At 57.6% G+C, this 17,019-nt stretch carries 13 protein-coding genes and 1 pseudogene; 6 read left to right on the top strand and 8 right to left on the bottom strand.

Features of this window, described 5'->3' with window-relative positions:
• Positions 1–6: 6 nt before the first annotated feature.
• From I2488_RS14145 to I2488_RS14130, 4 genes are read right to left on the bottom strand one after another with little or no spacing between them, the layout of a single operon-like run.
• Positions 7–864 carry a glycosyltransferase family 2 protein gene (locus tag I2488_RS14145; RefSeq protein WP_196276470.1) on the bottom strand — a complete coding sequence of 286 codons (858 nt, stop codon included), beginning with the start codon at positions 862–864 and terminating at the stop codon, positions 7–9.
• Complete coding sequence (locus tag I2488_RS14140) at positions 854–2,005, bottom strand: hypothetical protein (protein WP_196276469.1); 1,152 nt, start codon at positions 2,003–2,005, stop codon at positions 854–856. The genes I2488_RS14145 and I2488_RS14140 overlap by 11 nt, the downstream gene beginning before the upstream one ends.
• A gap of 59 nt (positions 2,006–2,064) precedes the next feature.
• On the bottom strand, positions 2,065–4,260 hold the full coding sequence (locus I2488_RS14135) for a GumC family protein (RefSeq protein ID WP_196276468.1): 2,196 nt from the start codon (positions 4,258–4,260) through the stop codon (positions 2,065–2,067).
• A gap of 15 nt (positions 4,261–4,275) precedes the next feature.
• Positions 4,276–4,842 carry a polysaccharide biosynthesis/export family protein gene (locus I2488_RS14130; protein WP_196276467.1) on the bottom strand — a complete coding sequence of 189 codons (567 nt, stop codon included), beginning with the start codon at positions 4,840–4,842 and terminating at the stop codon, positions 4,276–4,278.
• A gap of 423 nt (positions 4,843–5,265) precedes the next feature.
• Here I2488_RS14130 and I2488_RS19430 point away from each other — a divergent pair, with 423 nt between their 5' ends.
• Positions 5,266–6,519, top strand: a complete 1,254-nt coding sequence (locus tag I2488_RS19430; RefSeq protein ID WP_214652391.1) for a hybrid nucleoside-diphosphate sugar epimerase/sugar transferase — start codon at positions 5,266–5,268, stop codon at positions 6,517–6,519.
• A gap of 387 nt (positions 6,520–6,906) precedes the next feature.
• Here the strand turns inward: I2488_RS19430 and I2488_RS14120 are convergent, their stop codons facing one another.
• The 4 genes from I2488_RS14120 to tnpA form a co-directional block, all read right to left on the bottom strand.
• Complete coding sequence (locus I2488_RS14120; protein ID WP_196276466.1) at positions 6,907–7,518, bottom strand: plasmid pRiA4b ORF-3 family protein; 612 nt, start codon at positions 7,516–7,518, stop codon at positions 6,907–6,909.
• Positions 7,515–9,065: an IS66 family transposase gene (tnpC, locus tag I2488_RS14115; RefSeq protein WP_196276465.1), complete on the bottom strand. Its 1,551-nt coding sequence runs from the start codon at positions 9,063–9,065 to the stop codon at positions 7,515–7,517. Before tnpC ends, I2488_RS14120 begins: the two co-directional genes overlap by 4 nt.
• A gap of 61 nt (positions 9,066–9,126) precedes the next feature.
• Entirely contained in the window at positions 9,127–9,474 is a 348-nt protein-coding gene (gene tnpB, locus I2488_RS14110; protein ID WP_196276464.1) for an IS66 family insertion sequence element accessory protein TnpB, read from the bottom strand.
• Positions 9,471–9,854 carry an IS66-like element accessory protein TnpA gene (gene tnpA, locus I2488_RS14105; protein WP_196276463.1) on the bottom strand — a complete coding sequence of 128 codons (384 nt, stop codon included), beginning with the start codon at positions 9,852–9,854 and terminating at the stop codon, positions 9,471–9,473. The genes tnpB and tnpA overlap by 4 nt, the downstream gene beginning before the upstream one ends.
• 561 nt (positions 9,855–10,415) lie before the next feature.
• Between tnpA and I2488_RS14100 the strand changes: the two genes are divergently transcribed.
• The 5 genes and pseudogenes from I2488_RS14100 to I2488_RS14080 form a co-directional block, all read left to right on the top strand.
• Entirely contained in the window at positions 10,416–12,407 is a 1,992-nt protein-coding gene (locus I2488_RS14100) for a polysaccharide biosynthesis protein (protein ID WP_196276462.1), read from the top strand.
• The gene (locus tag I2488_RS14095; RefSeq protein ID WP_196276461.1) at positions 12,407–13,687 is read left to right on the top strand and encodes a hypothetical protein; all 1,281 of its coding nucleotides are present in this window, start codon (positions 12,407–12,409) and stop codon (positions 13,685–13,687) included. The genes I2488_RS14100 and I2488_RS14095 overlap by 1 nt, the downstream gene beginning before the upstream one ends.
• A complete protein-coding gene (locus I2488_RS14090; protein ID WP_196276460.1) occupies positions 13,680–14,525 on the top strand; it encodes a glycosyltransferase family 2 protein in 846 nt (281 codons plus the stop codon). Before I2488_RS14095 ends, I2488_RS14090 begins: the two co-directional genes overlap by 8 nt.
• A 233-nt stretch (positions 14,526–14,758) precedes the next feature.
• The gene (locus tag I2488_RS14085) at positions 14,759–15,775 is read left to right on the top strand and encodes an IS110 family RNA-guided transposase (protein ID WP_196276459.1); all 1,017 of its coding nucleotides are present in this window, start codon (positions 14,759–14,761) and stop codon (positions 15,773–15,775) included.
• Between the two features lie 318 nt (positions 15,776–16,093).
• Positions 16,094–16,899, top strand: a pseudogene (locus tag I2488_RS14080) (IS3 family transposase); the annotation flags it as partial.
• Positions 16,900–17,019: the final 120 nt, after the last annotated feature.

The following is a 17,019-nucleotide window of genomic DNA, read 5'->3' as shown; positions in this document are numbered from 1 at the left end:
CACACATCACGGTCGGCCGTACTTCTGGCGATACGAAAGGTAGACCTGGAAAGATCGACGCGAGATGTCCCAGACCTTCTTGTTCGGTAGCATGCCCATCGTCGCATGGTCCTGATGGACGACGCGCAGGCTCGGTTCGTAATACACTGATTTACCGACCGCCTTCAGCTGACAAGAAAGAAAGTATTCTTCGCCCATCAGAAAAGTCGGAGCCCAAAGATCCTTGTAATGCGCAAAAAAATCACTTGTCAGAATGTAGCAGGCTCCATAACCTTGCTCGATTTTCTGGGCGACCTTGTATTGGCGATAGTCACGCCTTGCTGTGATTGGTGCACTATGACGAGCGAGCCAGAATATTATGCGGGCAAGGGTGTAGTTGGAGTAGTAGATCTGCCAGACAATTACGCGTGCTCGGGAAATAGGCTGAATGACGTGGGGATTTTGCTCGCGACCGGACGGCGTGACAATGCGTGGTGAAATTACCGCGTGATCCTCGAGTAATCTTCCTGAGGCCTTCAAAGTTATGAAAAAATCGTCCGAAAACTCTATGTCATTGTTGCACACGATAACAGTGCCCGGTGCTTCCGCAGTATGCCTCAAGGCCGCTAAGCCGACGTTGATCCCCTTGAAGTATCCGTGATTAACATCCTCATAGATGAACATTGCGCGAGGAAAACTTGTCTCAACTTCCATTAAATCGGCGCGGTCGTTCTCGTTGGACGCGTTATCAACTACAACAACAGTGACATCGTCGGCACCGACGGCGCGAGAAACAGATTCGAGAAGTTTTTGGGTGAGGCGGGCATTGTTATAATTGATAGTCACAATGCCAATCCGCGAAGTTGTATTTGCGTTATTTGTCATCTTGTTGCCTGATCATTTCGAGAGCGATTGTTCCGTTGCCTCGTTCGTCAGCGTTGGCGAGAGGTGCAATCTGTATGTCCAGCCATTGAGCATTGCATGTCTCGGGAATGATAAGCTCAAATCCTTGTCTCGATTCGGTGAGTTCGAGCATGCCAATTACCCGTTTGTCCGCAAAGCACCGGAGTATTGCAGTGATTCTTGCTTCGGCTGCGTCCTGTTCCGCGGTCAAGCGATAATTGCCGGCTGACAGTACAAGGAGCTTCTGCGCCACAAGACCGCCCGAGCCATGAAGCCAATACTTCAGTTTTGCTGAATCAATTTCTGCACCAAACCCTTGGGTATCAGTGTTGTTGTCCATAACCTGCCACTCGAACGGGGAAGGGGAGGTGGCAGAGATGAATGTGAGATCGGCGCCGTTGCGCTTCCATTGACGATTGAATGCCGCGTGTAACCGCGCCGCTTCGCCAATTCGCCCCTCATGCACGAGGCTTGCCTCCACTACACCGCGGATGCCGGCGTTCTGGCTCGCCCGTGAGCCGGGTGCTGCAATTAGGACGCGGGAGAGACCCACCTCTTGCGGTTGATTCTGGCGCATCCAATCAATGAATTGGAAAATCCACGGAGGGTCTTTCGACATGAGGCCGGCAAGGGCGGGGATCAGTTCTTCGCGACCAAATCCGCGGGCAAGGCTTGGCATCAAGATTGGGCCTGCAGCCGGGGTGGTCCGGAGCGCGGCGTCGTAAAACGTAAGTGCGGCTTCCGCATCGCCTGCACGGGCTGCTTGTTCAAGCATGTGGACATTCGTAACCAGATCCCGGCGAGAAAGCCGCGACGCAAGCCCGTAAAGTGCCTCACCCTGGCCAATCCGGCCCTGGGCCAAAAGTGCGTCGGCTGCTTGGCGCACGGGGATGGGATTGGTTGGATCGAGCATGCTTGCAATCAGACTCGCGCTCGGTAGCGTCATTGGACTAATCATGGTGCTTGCCTTGTGGCCTGTTGCCGGGCGACTTGAGCGAACCGGGCCTTGGTGAGAGCCTTCTTGACGTTCAGGCGCGAGTGAAGTGGCAGGTCTTTGGAAAACAATGAAGCCATTGAACACGTTTGCGGCAATCAGGCTGAAGCAGCATACAACGACTAACATTCGCCGCTGAAGAAGTTCGCCTGATTGCCGGTCCATCAAAGTGCTTTAAAAAGTGGCCGTTAGGCGCTCAGGCCAGCCGACTTACGACCATAGTCATAGCCATAGCCATAGCCATAGCCATACCCATAGTCAGAGCCATATCCGGATTTGCTTGCATCAAACTTTGTCATGATGACACCGAGAAGGTTGGCTCCGCCGCCGACCATGCGTTGCAGCGCAAGTCTGATCATGTTGGCCCTTGCACCTGCAGCCTCCATTGCGAACAGTACCGACTGCACGGAATGGCCGATGAGAGGGGCATCGGCCATGCCGATCGAAGGAGGGGCGTCGACAACGACATACTCGTAATGGCGCAGGAGTTCGGTGACCAAGTTTTCCATCGCAGGCCCGATCAGCAGCTCTGCTGCGTTCGGCGGAGTAGGGCCTGCGGTCAGCACGTCGACAGCATGGCCTTCCGTCCGCACAAGCATTCGTGAAATGTCATGATCTCCGGACAGGTAGTTGCTGGTTCCGGACCGATTCTCGATGCCGATTAGCTTGTGGACCGATGGTGAGCGCATGTCAGCGTCGACCAGGACAACGCGCCGACCACCCTTCGCTAACAAGTGTGAGACTGCATAAGCGGTCGTCGACTTGCCTTCACCCTTGCGGGTGCTCGTGACTGCAAGGCTTCGCGGCACACCAAGCGAGGTCGAAACCTGGAGAAGCGCCTGTAAGGACAAGTAAGCTTCCGTGATGTACGAGCGGGGATCGGCAAGTTCGACCAGCGGGTCCCGGTCACTTAGCGGGATCACGCCGAGCAGGGGTTGCTGCGTCAATCGCTCGACATCGCCCGGATCTTTGATCTGCTCATCGATCTGTTCAAGTGCCACCACAACCAACGCCGCTGCAACCAGTCCGGCTGCACCAGCGAGTGCAAGGTTCAGGAACAGCTTGGGGCTCGAGGGTTCCTTTGGCAAATCGGCGCTGTCGACAATTACGACATTGCTCAGGCCCACGCCGCTTGCAACGCCGATTTCCTTGTACCGCTGCAGCAGCGCGTCATACACTTGCCTGTTTGTGTCGGCATCTCGCTGATAGATGCCATAAGCAATGGATTTGGACTTTGCCTGGAGCAGGCTGTCCTTGAGGCCGTCCACCTTTGCGGTGAGCGTTGCTTCCCGATTCACCGCCTCATTAAGGTCGGCTACGAGCTTCTGATGCAACCTGTTCTTCTCTGCCGCAATCTCGCTATCAAGAACCTGAAGCTGTCTTGCTGCAGCCTTTACCGAAGGATAGCCGGCTTCGAACCGCACACTTAGCTTCGCGTACTCAGTTGCAACATCCGCGCGCCGCTGCCGGAGCGTTCCCAGGAGATTTCCGGCATCGCCGTGATCAATGGAGTTGCTCGACAACCGTGCTGCAGCTCCAGCACGGTCTGCTTTCGCCTGCGCCAAGGCATTGTTCAAGGCGACGATATCGTCGCTTTCGAGTGAACGTTCGACGCGTGACGAGCTTTCGCCGCCGGTCTCCACAGTGCCAATGTTGACGATCTTGTTACTGACGGCAAAGTCGACGGCTGCTTTTTCAGACGCTTCCAATCTTTGACGAAGCTGCTCCAGGCGGCCTTCCAGAAAACTGCGGGCATAAGAGGCCGCGCTGTAGCGGCGGGCAAGCTGGCTCTCGATGAAGGCGTCAGCCCAGGCATTGGCGATCTTCTGAGACAGGGCCGGATCAGGACTGACAAAACCCACTCTGACCAATCTCGAATTGCGGACAGGATCAATAACAAGGTGGTCACCAAGGATCTTGATAACAGCATCAAAGCGCTTTTGTCTTTTCTGTGCCGCCGACCCGTTTGCTGCGTCTTCGAGAAAGTTGCTGCTTGTCGAATCCACACCGAACGTTTCGAAGAAGGCGCGGTCGTCCGCCAGTCGAAATCGCCGCGCTACATTTTCAGCAAGAGAACGCGCCCCGAGAAGCGTGTATTGGGTCTGATAAAACTCGCGGTCATCGAACGAGGATGGCGGCTCCAGATTGTCGACCTTGACTACCTGTTCCCCCTTGCGAGAAATCTCAAGCGTGACAGAAGAGACATATTGCTTGGTCATGAACATGGTCACAACCACACCTGCAAGCAGCGCAAGAGAGACTATGCCGATGATAATCCAGCGTCGGCGGACGAGAACGCTCCATTGCTGCCGTAGCATCGGAGGCGTCTGGAAAACATTCATGTTAGGCGCATCAGCACCTGCTGGTGAGGCAATACTGTTCATTGGAAAGGTGCTCTCTCAATTCAGCAGAAGAACGAGCGGCGTGAGAACGGCCGGTGAAAGCTGTATGAAGTCGTGAAGCACCTTCTTTGCAGAAGAGTCGCCAACAAGAACCACATCGTTCGAATAGATTTGCGGATCTGGATATTTCCCGGAGCGGATCGAAACGAGATTGTAGACGCCCGCATAGCGCTTCGTGCCAATCGTCCTGACGATCACTACGTTTCTCGGGTTTGAAAACTCCGTGGTACCTTTCGCGGCTGCGATGACTCGCATGAGACTTGTATGGGTTCCGACAGGGTAAAGACCGGGATCTTTCACCTCACCATCAACCGTTACCATCTGACTGGCAACATCAACCAAGTTTACGGAAACCTGTGGGTCTCGGACAAAACCAGCTGAAAGACGAGCGCCAATCGCGGCCGCAATCTGCCTGGGCGACATGCCATTTACCTCGAGTGCGCCGGATATCGGAAACGAGATCCATCCGGAGCTATCGACCGTGACCTCGCGCGAGAGATCGTCAAGCGCATATACATCGATACGCAGCTTGTCGCCCGGACCCACTTGATAGGGGCGAGTCATGCTTGATTGGTCCGTCATGGCTGGCGCAGGCAACTCAGCATCCGTTGTCAGAGTCAGGTCACCGCTAGCCTTTGGCCGTATTCCGCCCGCGCACGATGTCAGCATAAGACATACAGAAACACTTATTGGTATGAGATACCTCATACACCTCCTCGCCGGGCACTGGGTTGTCGCGAGATGCGTAGCTTCAGTGCCACCACAGTTGAAACACGGCAGTCTAGATAGCCAAACAGTGCGTCAATGCAAGCATGTTGTTTTCAGAGTTGTTAGTGAGTCCATGATTCCAATGCAGTGAGATCGTGCAGGGAGCGCACATGAGTGCTAATGTGCAAAATCTGTGTCGGAGCAGTTCGTAATATGTGTTGCTGTTTCGGTGGGTGTCGCGCATAGCCGCGCAGAGGCTGCGGCCGCAGCTGGTGTCACATGGCAAGGTGGATTGAACGCGTGCAAGGTCGTTTGCGTATAGTCATTACAGGAAGTACGGGCTTTGTGGGCAGGCAGATCATTCCGATCCTGCTTTCTGCCGGAGCGGACTTGCTGCTGGTAGGGCCGGACAGGTCCAGAATGAAAGCGCATTATCCTGACCTGAAATGCGCGACGCTCGATGAGCTTGGAGCATGCGGTGGAGGATTTGATGTTCTCCTGCACCTCGCGGCCAAGAACAACAATCAGCAGGGCGATCTTGCGGAATTCCGAAAGGTCAATGTGGACTTCGCGCACAGCGTGCTGAGGGCAGCAAAGGCTGCTCAGATTGGCAAGTTCGTGTTTGTGTCGACGTTTCATGCTCTCGACGAGTCAAAACTCGATCCATACAGTGTATCGAAGCGAGAGGCGGCCGAGGTCCTCCGGTCGGAAGACGAGCAGTTGACAATCGTTTACCTCCCGATGGTCTATGGTCGCCGGTGGGCCGGGAGGCTATCGGTGCTCAACGTGTTGCCGCCTCGCGTTGCCAACACGCTCTTTGCGCCCATTGCCGCGTTAAAGCCGGTGGTGCATGTTAATAAGATTGCGTCATTTGTGCTTTCGAGTGTGCAAGAAAGCGGCAGTCACGATATCTGCTTGTTCGATGACAAGGACTGCAACCCTTTTTATCGTGCTGTCAGGCGGTGCGGAGACTTCGCTGCGGGTCTGATCATCGTCTGCCTCATGTGGTGGCTGTATCTGCCAATCTGGGCACTCGTTCGCCTGCAATCGAGCGGTCCTGGCATCTTTGCGCAAGCTAGAGTCGGGCAAGGCGGGAAGGACTTCACATGTTACAAGTTTCGGACCATGAAAGTCGGTACTCCGCAGTTGGGTACGCATGAGGTCAACCCAAGTTCGATTACTGTAATTGGAAGTTTCCTCAGGCGATGGAAGCTCGACGAATTGCCGCAAGTCATTAACCTCTTTCGAGGTGAGATGACGCTGGTGGGGCCTCGCCCTTGCCTGCCTGAACAAACGGATGTCTGTCTTGCTCGGAAGGAGGCTGGGGTCGATGTGCTGCGACCCGGCATCACGGGGCTCTCCCAGATTCAGGATGTCGACATGAGTAACCCTGCTCGGCTGGCGTTTTCCGATGCTCGCTACAGGGCTACCAGAGGCTTGATTCTCGACCTAGCGATTGTCCTGAATACCCTGGGCGGCAAAGGTAGGTCTGACCGCGTCAGGATTTCAGCCAACCAGCCAGCCCCCCTATAGCCCGGCGGACCTTGGACTACGGCTGCATTCGCGGGGGAACCGGGGAGTGACCTTTTTGCTCGAGACGTCGTGACGACGAGCGCAGATACAAAGAGTAGTCTCGGTGCCACTTTCCCAACACTAGGCTGGAATTGCTCACAGATCTCGCGGGACAAAATGATATTCCGATCTGGAGATCTGACTTTAGCCAAAGCAGATTGAAGGCTGCGATGCCGGGAAGATCGGGCCGCCTCATCTCATTTGGCTGTCCGAGGTGCCTAGCGACGGGCGTTTCATGAGCAGGCGGGCGAGGGATCTCCCGCGAGAGAGGCCCCTGCAAGCGCGGCGCTGCGAGATCGCCTGCGCCAGATATGGATTGCTCGTAAGCGTGGTGGGCAGGCCGTCTTGTCAGGGTGACTTTCGCTTGGCGAAGGAGGCTTTGCCGGCGGCGCGGCGTTTGGCGATGTCGCCTATTCGGAGCTTGGCGGCGAGTTCCTCGATCTCTTCCGGGTCGAAATCCTTGCCGTAGCAGCCGCGGTGCCATTGGACAGCGTCCTTGTGGTCGCGGCCTCTGGGTTTGGCGATGGTGTCGAGGAACGCTTCGAAACCGGGCATTCCGCCGACGTCCTCGGGAGGAGCACGGCGCTCGCCGTCGATATATCGTGGATATTTGGCGCCTGGCTGGCCGTCCTCGATCGCCTCGACGGTGACGACATGTTCCCAGTTGTCGCCCATGTCATAGGTATAGAGAAGCTGACGGACGCCGCGGTCGAGCAGGGTCTTGAGCTTGATGTTCTTCGCCGCGAACAGGCTGTCATCCTCCCAGTCGGGGTCGGGCAGGCCATATCGCTTGTCATCCGCCTCAAACTCCCAGAGGTGGTAATCGAGCCAGCCCATGGCGCCCTGAATGACATCATGGAGCATCTTCAGGCTCGCATCGACGGGCATATCGACCCTGCGCCAGATGAGCGGGTCGGTATCGGGGAGCGCGATGTGCAGGCGGGCGACGGTTTCGGTCATGCCGCCCTGTTAACACAAATGGGGCTGACGGGCTGGCTCGCGGCTGTCCAGTTCCACGGCATGAGTTCGTCCCAGCGCGAGGCTGGCCAACCACCCGCAATCTTTGCGATGACATCGGCGACGTAGGTCTGCGGCTCGATGCCGTTGAGTTTTGCCGTTTCGATAACAGAATAGATGGCGGCAGCGCGCTCGCCTCCGGCTTTCGACCCTGCGAAGAGCCAATTCTTCCGACCGATTGCGACGCTGCGCATCGCGCGTTCAGCGATGTTGTTGTCGATCTCGGCCAGGCCGTCATCGAGGAAGCGTGTCAGCGCGATCCAGCGCTTGCGACCATAGACGAGCGCCTTGGCCATCGCCGACTTTGGCGACAGGCGGCGCAAGGCGTCGTCGATGGCTGCGCGCAGTCCATCGACCAGCGGTTTGGTGTTTTCCTGTCGCTTTTGTTTGCGAACATCAGGGGGCTGACCCCGTACCTCGTCCTCGAGCCGGTAGAGCGCCGTGATCCGTTCAAGCAGATCGGTGGTCAACGGCGTCGGGCTGGTTTGGTGGTTCTCGAAGATCTTGCGACGGAAATGCGCCCAGCAGGCGACCTCCTGAATCCGGTTGCCAGCATAGAGCTTCTCGTACCCGGCATAGCCATCGGCCTGAAGGAGGCCGGTGAAGCTCTTCAGCTCGGTTTGCGGATGGATACCGCTGCGGTCTGGCGTGAACCTGTACCACACCAGCGTCGGGGCGGTTGATCCGCTGGCCCTGTCGTCGACGACGTAGGTCCACAACCGGCCCTGCGCGGTCTTGCCCTTGCCGGGGACCAGCATCGGCACGGGCGTATCGTCGCTGTGGATCTTGCCGGCCTTCAGGCCTTCCTCGCGGATCCGGGAGACGATCGGGTCGAGAAGATGCGCGGCTTGTCCTGCCCACCCGGCCAGCGTCGAGCGATCGATGTCGAGGCCCTGAGCCGCCATCATCTCTGCCTGCCGATAGAGCGGGAGATGATGGTCGAACTTGGACACGACCACATGGGCGAGCGTGGCGAAGCTGGCCTTGCCTCGGGCGATGGCCTTCGCCGGGGCTGGCGCCTGCACGATCTTCTCGCAGGACCGGCAGCTGTACTTGGGACGGATGGTGCGGATCACGCGCGACTGCACGGGCAGGACGTCGAGCATCTCGTCGCTGTCCTCACCCAGCGGGCGCAGGACGCCCCCACAATCAGGGCAATTGCAGTGGCCTGCCTCCGGTTCGATCCGCTGCTCGGCACGAGGAAGATGGGGCGGAAGGCTGCGGACCGGCGCTGGCCGTTCGGGCTTGGCCGCTGGCGCATCCTTGCGGGAATCGGCGACAGCGGCTTCGCCTTCGAGCTCCTCGAGTGTCAGTTCGTGCTGCTCAATCTGCGCCGACAGCTTCTCCGACGATCGGCCGAACGTCATGCGGCGCAACTGCGCCAGCTGGAAACGCAACGTGTCGATCAGCGTGTCACGAGCCGCCAAGGCTGCTTCCAGCTCGGCGATCCGGGCATCTTTATCAAGGCTGAAAGTGGCTGCGTCCGACACCGTGACCCACTAGCAAAGTGGGTCCTTCCGCACCAGGAAAACCGCGCAAATCTGCGGCTTTTTATCCTGCCAGAAGCGGCACCGCAGTGCGTTCGGGACGGCGCCAGTCAATGCCTTCGAGCAGCATGGAAAGCTGGGCCGAGGTGAGGCTGACCTTGCCTGTCTTCGTCACCGGCCAGACAAATTTGCCACGGTCCATGCGCTTGGAAAACAGGCACATCCCCTGGCCGTCGAACCAGAGCAGCTTGATCAGATCGCCGCGCTTGCCACGGAAGGCAAACAGCGCGCCGGAATGCGGAGACTGCTCCAGCACCTGCTGGACCAGCACCGCCAACCCATCAAAACCCTTCCTCATGTCTGTCGCGCCGCAGGCCAGGTAAATCCGCGTCGAGGGTGGCAGCGGGATCATCGAACGAGCACGGCGATCACCCGGGCAAGGGCGTCGGCATCGACCATCGCGTCCACGGTCAGGCGGACACCAGTCGGCAGTTCGATGCCGATCTGCCCGCAACGCGATGGCGCCGGCGGCGCAACATCGCGGACGACCGGATCTGCAACCTCAATTTCGGAGAATGTCGGCAAGGCCTGTAGCCTGACGCCGGCCAGCTCCCCCGACATCGCCTGCCGGCGCCACGTGTAGATCGCCCCGCTGCCGACCTCGTGCCGGTCACACGCTGCCCGGACCGAACCATCCGGCCCAAACGCATCCCGCAGGATCGCCAGCTTTTGCTCCACCGTCCAGCGACGGCGGCCGGACACCCGGCCGGCCACCTCAATCCGAGTAGTCATATGACCACTCATATGACTACTTGCTCGCTCCGCCTCGCTACCGTCCATCTACGCCACCCCAGCAAAAGGAGCGGCTATCAGCGCCTCATCCCGCGCCGTGCAAGGCGGCCTGCAGCCCACGGTTACGATTGCTCCGGGTCCCGGCGGCACTGCAGGCATGGTGGGAGGCAGGCCTTTTCACTACGCCTCCACCCTCGAAGGTCAGCGTGAATCCTGATCGATCAATGGCAGCAAAAGACTGTCCGCCATGGCAAAATCAGTGCAATACTGTTTGACAATCACACGGGAATCCACCATCTATCCGCCAACTGTGAATGCACTGTCGGCAATTTGTGTGGGGAACGGCACATATCGCAACTTCTCACGAAAATGCTGTTCGGGGTCGCGGTTCTGGCCGCGCTGCGTGTGCGGCCCGTAAGGCATCTCGGCTGGGGGTGGACCCGAAAAGCAGGGTGGCCTCGGTGTTCGTGCACTTGGAGCACAAAACCTCAAGCGTCATGAATCATTCGGTTCCGGCCATTTATGGCCGCCTTTGATCTGAACATTAGGAGCGCGTAAAACGTGACCTTCGACCCGAGAGAGAAAGTGCTGGCCGTTGGCGAGGCGCTTTCCAGTCGCTTGATCGCAAAGCATCCGAGACAAAAGAAGCTCCTCGCTTTTGGCCTGGACGCATTTCTTGTGGTTGTTTCGATGGCGCTGGCCTGGTGGTTAAGGACAGATGAGATTGACGTTACGTTGGCGGCCTTTCAACTGTTGACCCTCCTTGCTGTCCTGACCGTGCTGCCGCTCTTGGTGATTTCTGGCCTCTACCGAACGGTGGTTCGATATGCCGGTGCGCATGAATACCTCAAGATCGGGCGGACGGTAGCGCTTTCCTCTTTGCCAATGATACTTGTTATTTCGGTCGCCGGCATAACGGGAATCCCCCGTGCGACGGGCATAATCGGGCCGCTCATTCTGGCAGCCTTGCTGATCTGTTCCCGAGCGACAGTCCAGTTCCTGCTCGGTACGGTCTCGAACCCTCGCTTTGAATCTGAAGGTATGGCCAAGGCCCTTATCTATGGCGCGGGTGCGACCGGAGTGCAACTGCTCACGGGGTTGGGGCGAAAGTCCGGTTATGACGTCATCGGATTTATCGACGACGATGCAAACTTGGTCGGTCGTCGCGTGTCCGGACTTCCGGTCTTCAAGACCGCCCGGCTAGCTCGGTTGTGCCGCGAGCATGACATAAGCATCGTTCTTCTGGCGTTGCCCGGAGTATCCAATGAGCGCCGCGCTGCCATCGTGGCCATGCTAAAGGAGCAGGGCCTGATTGTTCGCACAATTCCGCTGATGAGCGATCTTGTCAGCGGGCGGGTGGCAGTGACGGATCTGCGGGAGGTTAGTATTGGCGAGTTGCTCGGTCGCGAACCCGTCCACCCTGACCCCGCTTTGCTGAGAGGCACCGTGGATGGCAAGACACTGCTTGTCACCGGTGCCGGGGGATCGATCGGAAGCGAACTTTGCCGGCAATTGCTCGCAGGGCAGCCTCGAACTCTTGTAATCGTCGATCACAGCGAATTTGCGCTTTATTCGATCAAGGAAGAGCTATCGCGACTTGCTCCAGCTGCACTGGAGGTGATTGCTTTTCTGGGCTCGGTTACCGACTCGTCGCGCATGCGGCAGATATTCTCCGACTGCAGACCGGATACAGTCTATCATGCCGCAGCGTATAAGCACGTGCCGCTCGTGGAAGATAACATCTGTGAGGCTGTCCGAAACAATGTCTTTGGAACGCTAGTGGTATCGCGGCTAGCCATAGAGTTTGGTGCAAGTAACTTTGTCTTGGTGAGTACGGACAAGGCTGTTCGCCCAACAAGTGTCATGGGAGCCAGCAAGCGGCTTGCGGAATTGGTACTTCAGGCATTGTCGGAGGCCAGTGGGGCCTGTCGCATGTCCATGGTCAGGTTTGGAAACGTACTTGGTTCGAGTGGATCGGTCATTCCCCTCTTCCAAAGACAGATAAGGGCAGGGGGCCCGCTCACGGTCACTCACGAGGAAATGACCAGATACTTCATGACCGTGCCTGAAGCGGCTCAGCTTATTCTACAGTCCGGCACAATGGCGGATGGTGGTGATGTCTTTCTGCTCGACATGGGGGAACCCATGAGAATCATGGATTTGGCTCGATCGATGATTGAGCTGTCCGGTTTGCGGGTTTATGACGAGGCTACCCAGGAGGGCGACATCGCAATCGAAGTGACTGGATTGCGCCCAGGAGAAAAGCTCTATGAGGAATTGCTGATCGACGCTGAGGCAGTCGCAACGTCACATCCTCGTATTTTCAGGGCGCAGGAATGTTTTGTTCCCTGGCATAATCTCGAGCCAGTACTGACCAAATTGCATGCAGCGATCTCGGGAGACGACGATGTCGCCGTCCTTCGCTGTCTCGAGAAGTCCGTGACCGGTTTCAGGCGGAAAACGCACGATGGTGTCCCGCCGGACACGATTGTCAGTCCGGCGCTGTCAGCCGGCTACACGTGGTATCAGGACGGTTTGGTAGGGCTCGCATGATGCAGCAGCAAGCCTTCTCCAGCAGTTTCGAGCGACGATCATCGGGAGCTAGTAGCGACACCAATATCGCTGGCGTGCTGATGCTGGGAACGATGATCACGTTTCCGCGCTCGTTCGCGGAGGTGAAGATCGCACTGATTGGTCTGTTTCTTGCGACGAACCTCGTTCTGTCGCTCTCGCGGGGAAGACAGCTGGAATTGCGTCGAGCTCTTCCGGCTGGCGTATTCTATCTGATCGTCGCTGCTCTCGGGATCATCTGGACTGGTGTGGGGGCCATCAACGGTGGGGATCCGGAGGCCTTTGCAGACTCGCTCCGTCTCTACGTCGGCTGGAGTGCAGCCTATTTTCTGCTGATCATTGTTCTCAGGCAATTCGATGCCACCGCCATTTTGCATAATGCCATCGTCCTTGCGGGCATTGCCATCGCTGTTGTGAATGCGTTGGGCATCTATGACTTCTACTTCAGGATCGGCTTGTTTCCGCCATGGTTGCTGGACGACCTGTCAATGATGGTTGGCTTCCATGACGGCTATGTTCAGGTCACTTCCCACAATATCGGTTATCTCATGTTCGTGGGCGGATATCTCATAGCATGGCATTGCCGGAGCGAAGGAAAGCAGACCGGCCTTGGTAAGCTTACGACCGTGTCGCTGATCATGACGATCGCGATCACTATCTTTTCCGGCAGACGCGCGACCTGGCTCGCCCTTCTAGCAACACCAGTAACCATATTGGTTCTTAGCATCCTGTCCCATTCCATGGTTCGTACGAGAAACCTCGGTCGACTTTTGGCAGTCGGTGCAGTGCTGGCCGTGGTGGCATTGCTCATTGCACCGGTTGATGAGACGCTCGACTTCGTCCAGTCTGCGTTTTCTCCTGAAGATGAGAGGTCTATCCAGAGCAGCTATCTGATAGATGGCTTCCTGAGTTTTCCAGTGATGGGCTCGGGCTTCGGCATGAGCGCAGGTTACCTCAGGAGCGATGTTTCCCCTTGGTTGTATGAACTCACCTATCATCAGATACTGTTCAACTTCGGCTTGGTCGGCACGGCCGTCATCGCGGTTACGGCGTGGTATTACTTTCGTCAGGCGCTACGCGTTGCTGATCCAGCGAGAAGTACCGTGAAGGGTGCGTTTGAGCTTTTGTGCGGTACTGTAACATTCCTGATCGGAACTTACTCGAATCCCTACCTCGGCTCCTTCGACTTTCTCTTGGTGATTGCGGTTTTGCCACTGTTGTCGACCTACGCAGGAAGCGAAATGAGCAACAGAGATGGGTAAGACATCGAGCTCTCGGACAATTGCAATTGTGGTCAGCTACAACTCGTCGCGAAAGCTGGATGCGACGCTGGCAGCGTTGTCTCCGCAGCTCGACAGGGTTATCGTTGTGGATAATGGGTCGGGACCTTCAGAAAGACACCTTGTTGAAGAAGCTGCCAGGAATCACAATGCCGTTCTGATAAAGTTCGAAGAGAACAAGGGAATTGGCGCTGCGCTTAACCGCGGCGTAGAGGAGGCTGTCCGCAATAACGCCAAATGGATCCTCACGATGGACCAGGATACTGTAGTGTCGAACGATTTCATGATGGAATTGGATAGAGTCCGGGAGGCTTTGGAGCCGGATTGCTGCTTTACTCCCTACGGTACGGGCCTTCGCCAGAAGGGCAGTTCGCATGTTGTCGAGGTCGGTTTTGCGATAACGTCGGGAAATTTGCTGCCCGTGAAGCTCCTTGCGGATGTCGGGCCATTTCGTGAAGACCTGTTCATTGACGGTGTGGATATTGATTTTTCACTCCGGCTCAGAATGAAGGGCTACCGGATTTTCCATGTCCCAGCCGCGCGGATAAAGCACGATCTGGGAGATAGGCCAACCAGGACTCCATTCCATTCGCTTCATAGTCCCCTTCGAAGATACTACATGGCACGAAATCATGTTATTGTTGTAAGGGAATATTTTAGTCATTACCCATTCTTTATCGCAAAGCTTTCGTTCGCTCACATTGCTTCCTGCTGCCTTGCCATTCTTCTTGGTCCCCTGAGGCGGAGTAGTTTCATTCATATTCTCAAGGGGACAAGAGATGGCCTCCGCGGTCGCACTGGTGCCTTTTGCGGGCGCTAATTCCCGGCCTTTACATGATAAGTGCATTTGGACTGCTTGTGCTTGGGGGCGGTGATCTGATCCCGGAAAACTGGATCGTTTTGAGTTAGGCAGTAGATCTGTAATTGCAGAGCTAGGCGGTGTGATCCCTTGAGGGTTTCATGACCCGTGACGTGATGTCGTGGACGACCTCCGCACCAAGCAGAGCTGTGCGATGATGTGGTCGTTGTAGGTCCACGTCTAGGAGTCGTTCCATGGAGCAGGAGGTTGTCACCGTCGGATTGGATCTGGTGAAGAATGTGTTTCAGGTTCACGCTATCGCTGCCGATGGCGCAGTTCTGATCCGGCGCAAGCTGCGCAGGACCGAAGTTATCCGCTTCTTCGCTGAGTTGCCGCCTTGCCTGGTCGGCATGGAAGCGTGTGCCTCGGCGCATCACTGGGCGCGTGAGTTGATGGCGATCGGCCATGAGGTGCGCCTCATGCCGCCAGCCTATGTTAAGCCGTATGTGAAGCGGGGGAAGACCGATGCCGCGGATGCTGAAGCAATCTGTGAAGCGGTCACCCGCGCGACGATGCGTTTTGTCGCTGTGAAGTCGGTCGAGCAGCAAGCGGTACTGATGCTCCACAAAAGTCGCGACCTGATGGTCAGGCAGCGCACCATGTTGATCAACGCGCTTCGCGGCCACTTGGCTGAGTACGGGATTGTGACGGGTCTCGGCGCCGGCGGCGTAGCGGCTTCCCTGAAGGCGCTGCACGAAGAGCAGGATAGGCTTCCCGCACATGCGCGTTCCGCTCTCCATGGCATTGCCGCTCAGTTGAGGGCACTAGCGAGCGAGATCGATCGGCTTGAGGCGCAGATTCTTGACTGGCACCGTAACGACGAAACGAGCCGGAGATTGGCAACCATCCCGGGTATCGGTCCAATTACGGCTTCGGCTATCGCGGCGGCAGTGCCCGACGCATCTCTGTTCCGATCGGGCCGTCAGTTCGCCGCCTGGCTTGGTCTCACTCCGCGTTCGAACAGCTCGGGCGGCAAAGAGCGGCTCGGCGGAATAACCAAGCAGGGCGATGGCTATCTTCGCCGGCTCCTGGTCGTCGGATCGACTGCTGTTATGCGAATGACGCGCAAGAATCCGGCTCGCCAACCCTGGATGGCGGGCTTGCTCGAGCGCAAGCCTACGAAGATCGCGACAGTGGCGCTCGCCAACAAAACAGCACGGATTGCCTGGGCCGTGATGACGCGGAAGGAGGTCTACACCGCCGCCGCATGAGGTCTCCGTCACTCGATAATCGCGTGATGGGATGCGTTGGAGCAGCTTAGTAGTGATGACGAACCGGTCAGACCGGGGGTTGGTGAAACCCAGGGGGTCACAGCGCTTCGAGCGCGATGACGTGATTAGGGAGCCGACCTGCGGACTTCATCAGGGCCAGCAGCCATGCGGTACTGCGCGAACAGGCCGAACACATGGATGCACCCGACCGAGGTCATCAATGCCAGAAAGCTCTTGCGCAGCGGAGGTCGTCCTGACGTGACCCCCTGATTTTCCTCCACGAGCGATTAGAGTCTGGCCTTGAAGGAAGGACAGACGATGAAGCGTGCAAGGTTTTCGGAAGAGCAGATCATTGGCGTGCTGAAGGAGGCAGAGGCGGGCGCAAAGACCGCTGATTTGGCTAGGCGGCATGGGGTGTCGGAAGCGACGATCTACAACTGGAAGGCCAAGTATGGCGGGCTGGAGGTATCCGAGGCCCGGCGGCTGCGTGATCTCGAGAGCGAGAACGCCAAGCTCAAGCGGCTTCTGGCCGATGCAATGCTGGACCAGGCTGCGTTGAAGGATCTTCTGGCAAAAAAGTTCTGACGCCCGCCGCGAAGCGGGAAGCTGTCGCTCATCTCCAGGCGTGCCACGGGATGAGCGAACGGCGGGCGTGCCGTGTCATCGATGCTGATCGCAAGAGCGTGCGCTACCGTTCCACACGGGACGATGGTGCGCTGCGTGAGAAGCTGCGCGATCTGGCCAACCAGCGGCGCCGGTTCGGCTATCGCCGTTTGCACATCCTGCTGCGCCGGGAGGGCGTGATGATCAACCGGAAGAAAACCCAACGTCTGTATCGCGAGGAAGGGCTGGCGGTCAGGCGGCGACGCAGCCGCAAGCGTGCTGTCGGGACCAGGGCACCTGCTCCGGTGCTGGCGCTGGCGAACCAGCGCTGGAGCCTGGACTTTGTTCACGACCAGATGGCCTCTGGCAGGCGGTTCCGCGTGCTGAACGTGGTCGATGACGTGACCCGGGAGTGCCTAGCGGCGGTGCCGGACACGTCCATCTCCGGGCACCGTGTCGTGCGCGAGCTGACCCAGCTGATCGCCCAGCGTGGCAAGCCCGGAACGATCGTCAGCGACAACGTCCTAGGTTGGGAAGCAGCGGCGGGAAAAGGCCAGCAGGTCTCTTTGCGCCGAGCGTGATCGGCGCTGATGACTTTTTGATCCAGATGGCTTCCATCGTCAAGGAATGCGTTCTCGGCC

The organism is Novosphingobium jiangmenense (assembly GCF_015694345.1).
Classification (GTDB): Bacteria; Pseudomonadota; Alphaproteobacteria; order Sphingomonadales; family Sphingomonadaceae; genus Novosphingobium; species Novosphingobium jiangmenense.
Note: the sequence above shows the minus strand (reverse complement) of the source record. Positions and strands in the feature narration are given on the sequence as shown.

Excerpts from the sequence above, each read along its gene's own strand:
- I2488_RS14145 (WP_196276470.1), bottom strand. The coding sequence starts at position 864 with ATGACAAATAACGCAAATACAACTTCGCGGATTGGCATTGTGACTATC.
- I2488_RS14140 (WP_196276469.1), bottom strand. The coding sequence starts at position 2,005 with ATGTTAGTCGTTGTATGCTGCTTCAGCCTGATTGCCGCAAACGTGTTC.
- I2488_RS14135 (WP_196276468.1), bottom strand. The coding sequence starts at position 4,260 with ATGAACAGTATTGCCTCACCAGCAGGTGCTGATGCGCCTAACATGAAT.
- I2488_RS14130 (WP_196276467.1), bottom strand. The coding sequence starts at position 4,842 with ATGACTCGCCCCTATCAAGTGGGTCCGGGCGACAAGCTGCGTATCGAT.
- I2488_RS19430 (WP_214652391.1), top strand. The coding sequence starts at position 5,266 with ATGGCAAGGTGGATTGAACGCGTGCAAGGTCGTTTGCGTATAGTCATT.
- I2488_RS14120 (WP_196276466.1), bottom strand. The coding sequence starts at position 7,518 with ATGACCGAAACCGTCGCCCGCCTGCACATCGCGCTCCCCGATACCGAC.
- tnpB (WP_196276464.1), bottom strand. The coding sequence starts at position 9,474 with ATGATCCCGCTGCCACCCTCGACGCGGATTTACCTGGCCTGCGGCGCG.
- tnpA (WP_196276463.1), bottom strand. The coding sequence starts at position 9,854 with ATGACTACTCGGATTGAGGTGGCCGGCCGGGTGTCCGGCCGCCGTCGC.
- I2488_RS14095 (WP_196276461.1), top strand. The coding sequence starts at position 12,407 with ATGCAGCAGCAAGCCTTCTCCAGCAGTTTCGAGCGACGATCATCGGGA.
- I2488_RS14090 (WP_196276460.1), top strand. The coding sequence starts at position 13,680 with ATGGGTAAGACATCGAGCTCTCGGACAATTGCAATTGTGGTCAGCTAC.
- I2488_RS14085 (WP_196276459.1), top strand. The coding sequence starts at position 14,759 with ATGGAGCAGGAGGTTGTCACCGTCGGATTGGATCTGGTGAAGAATGTG.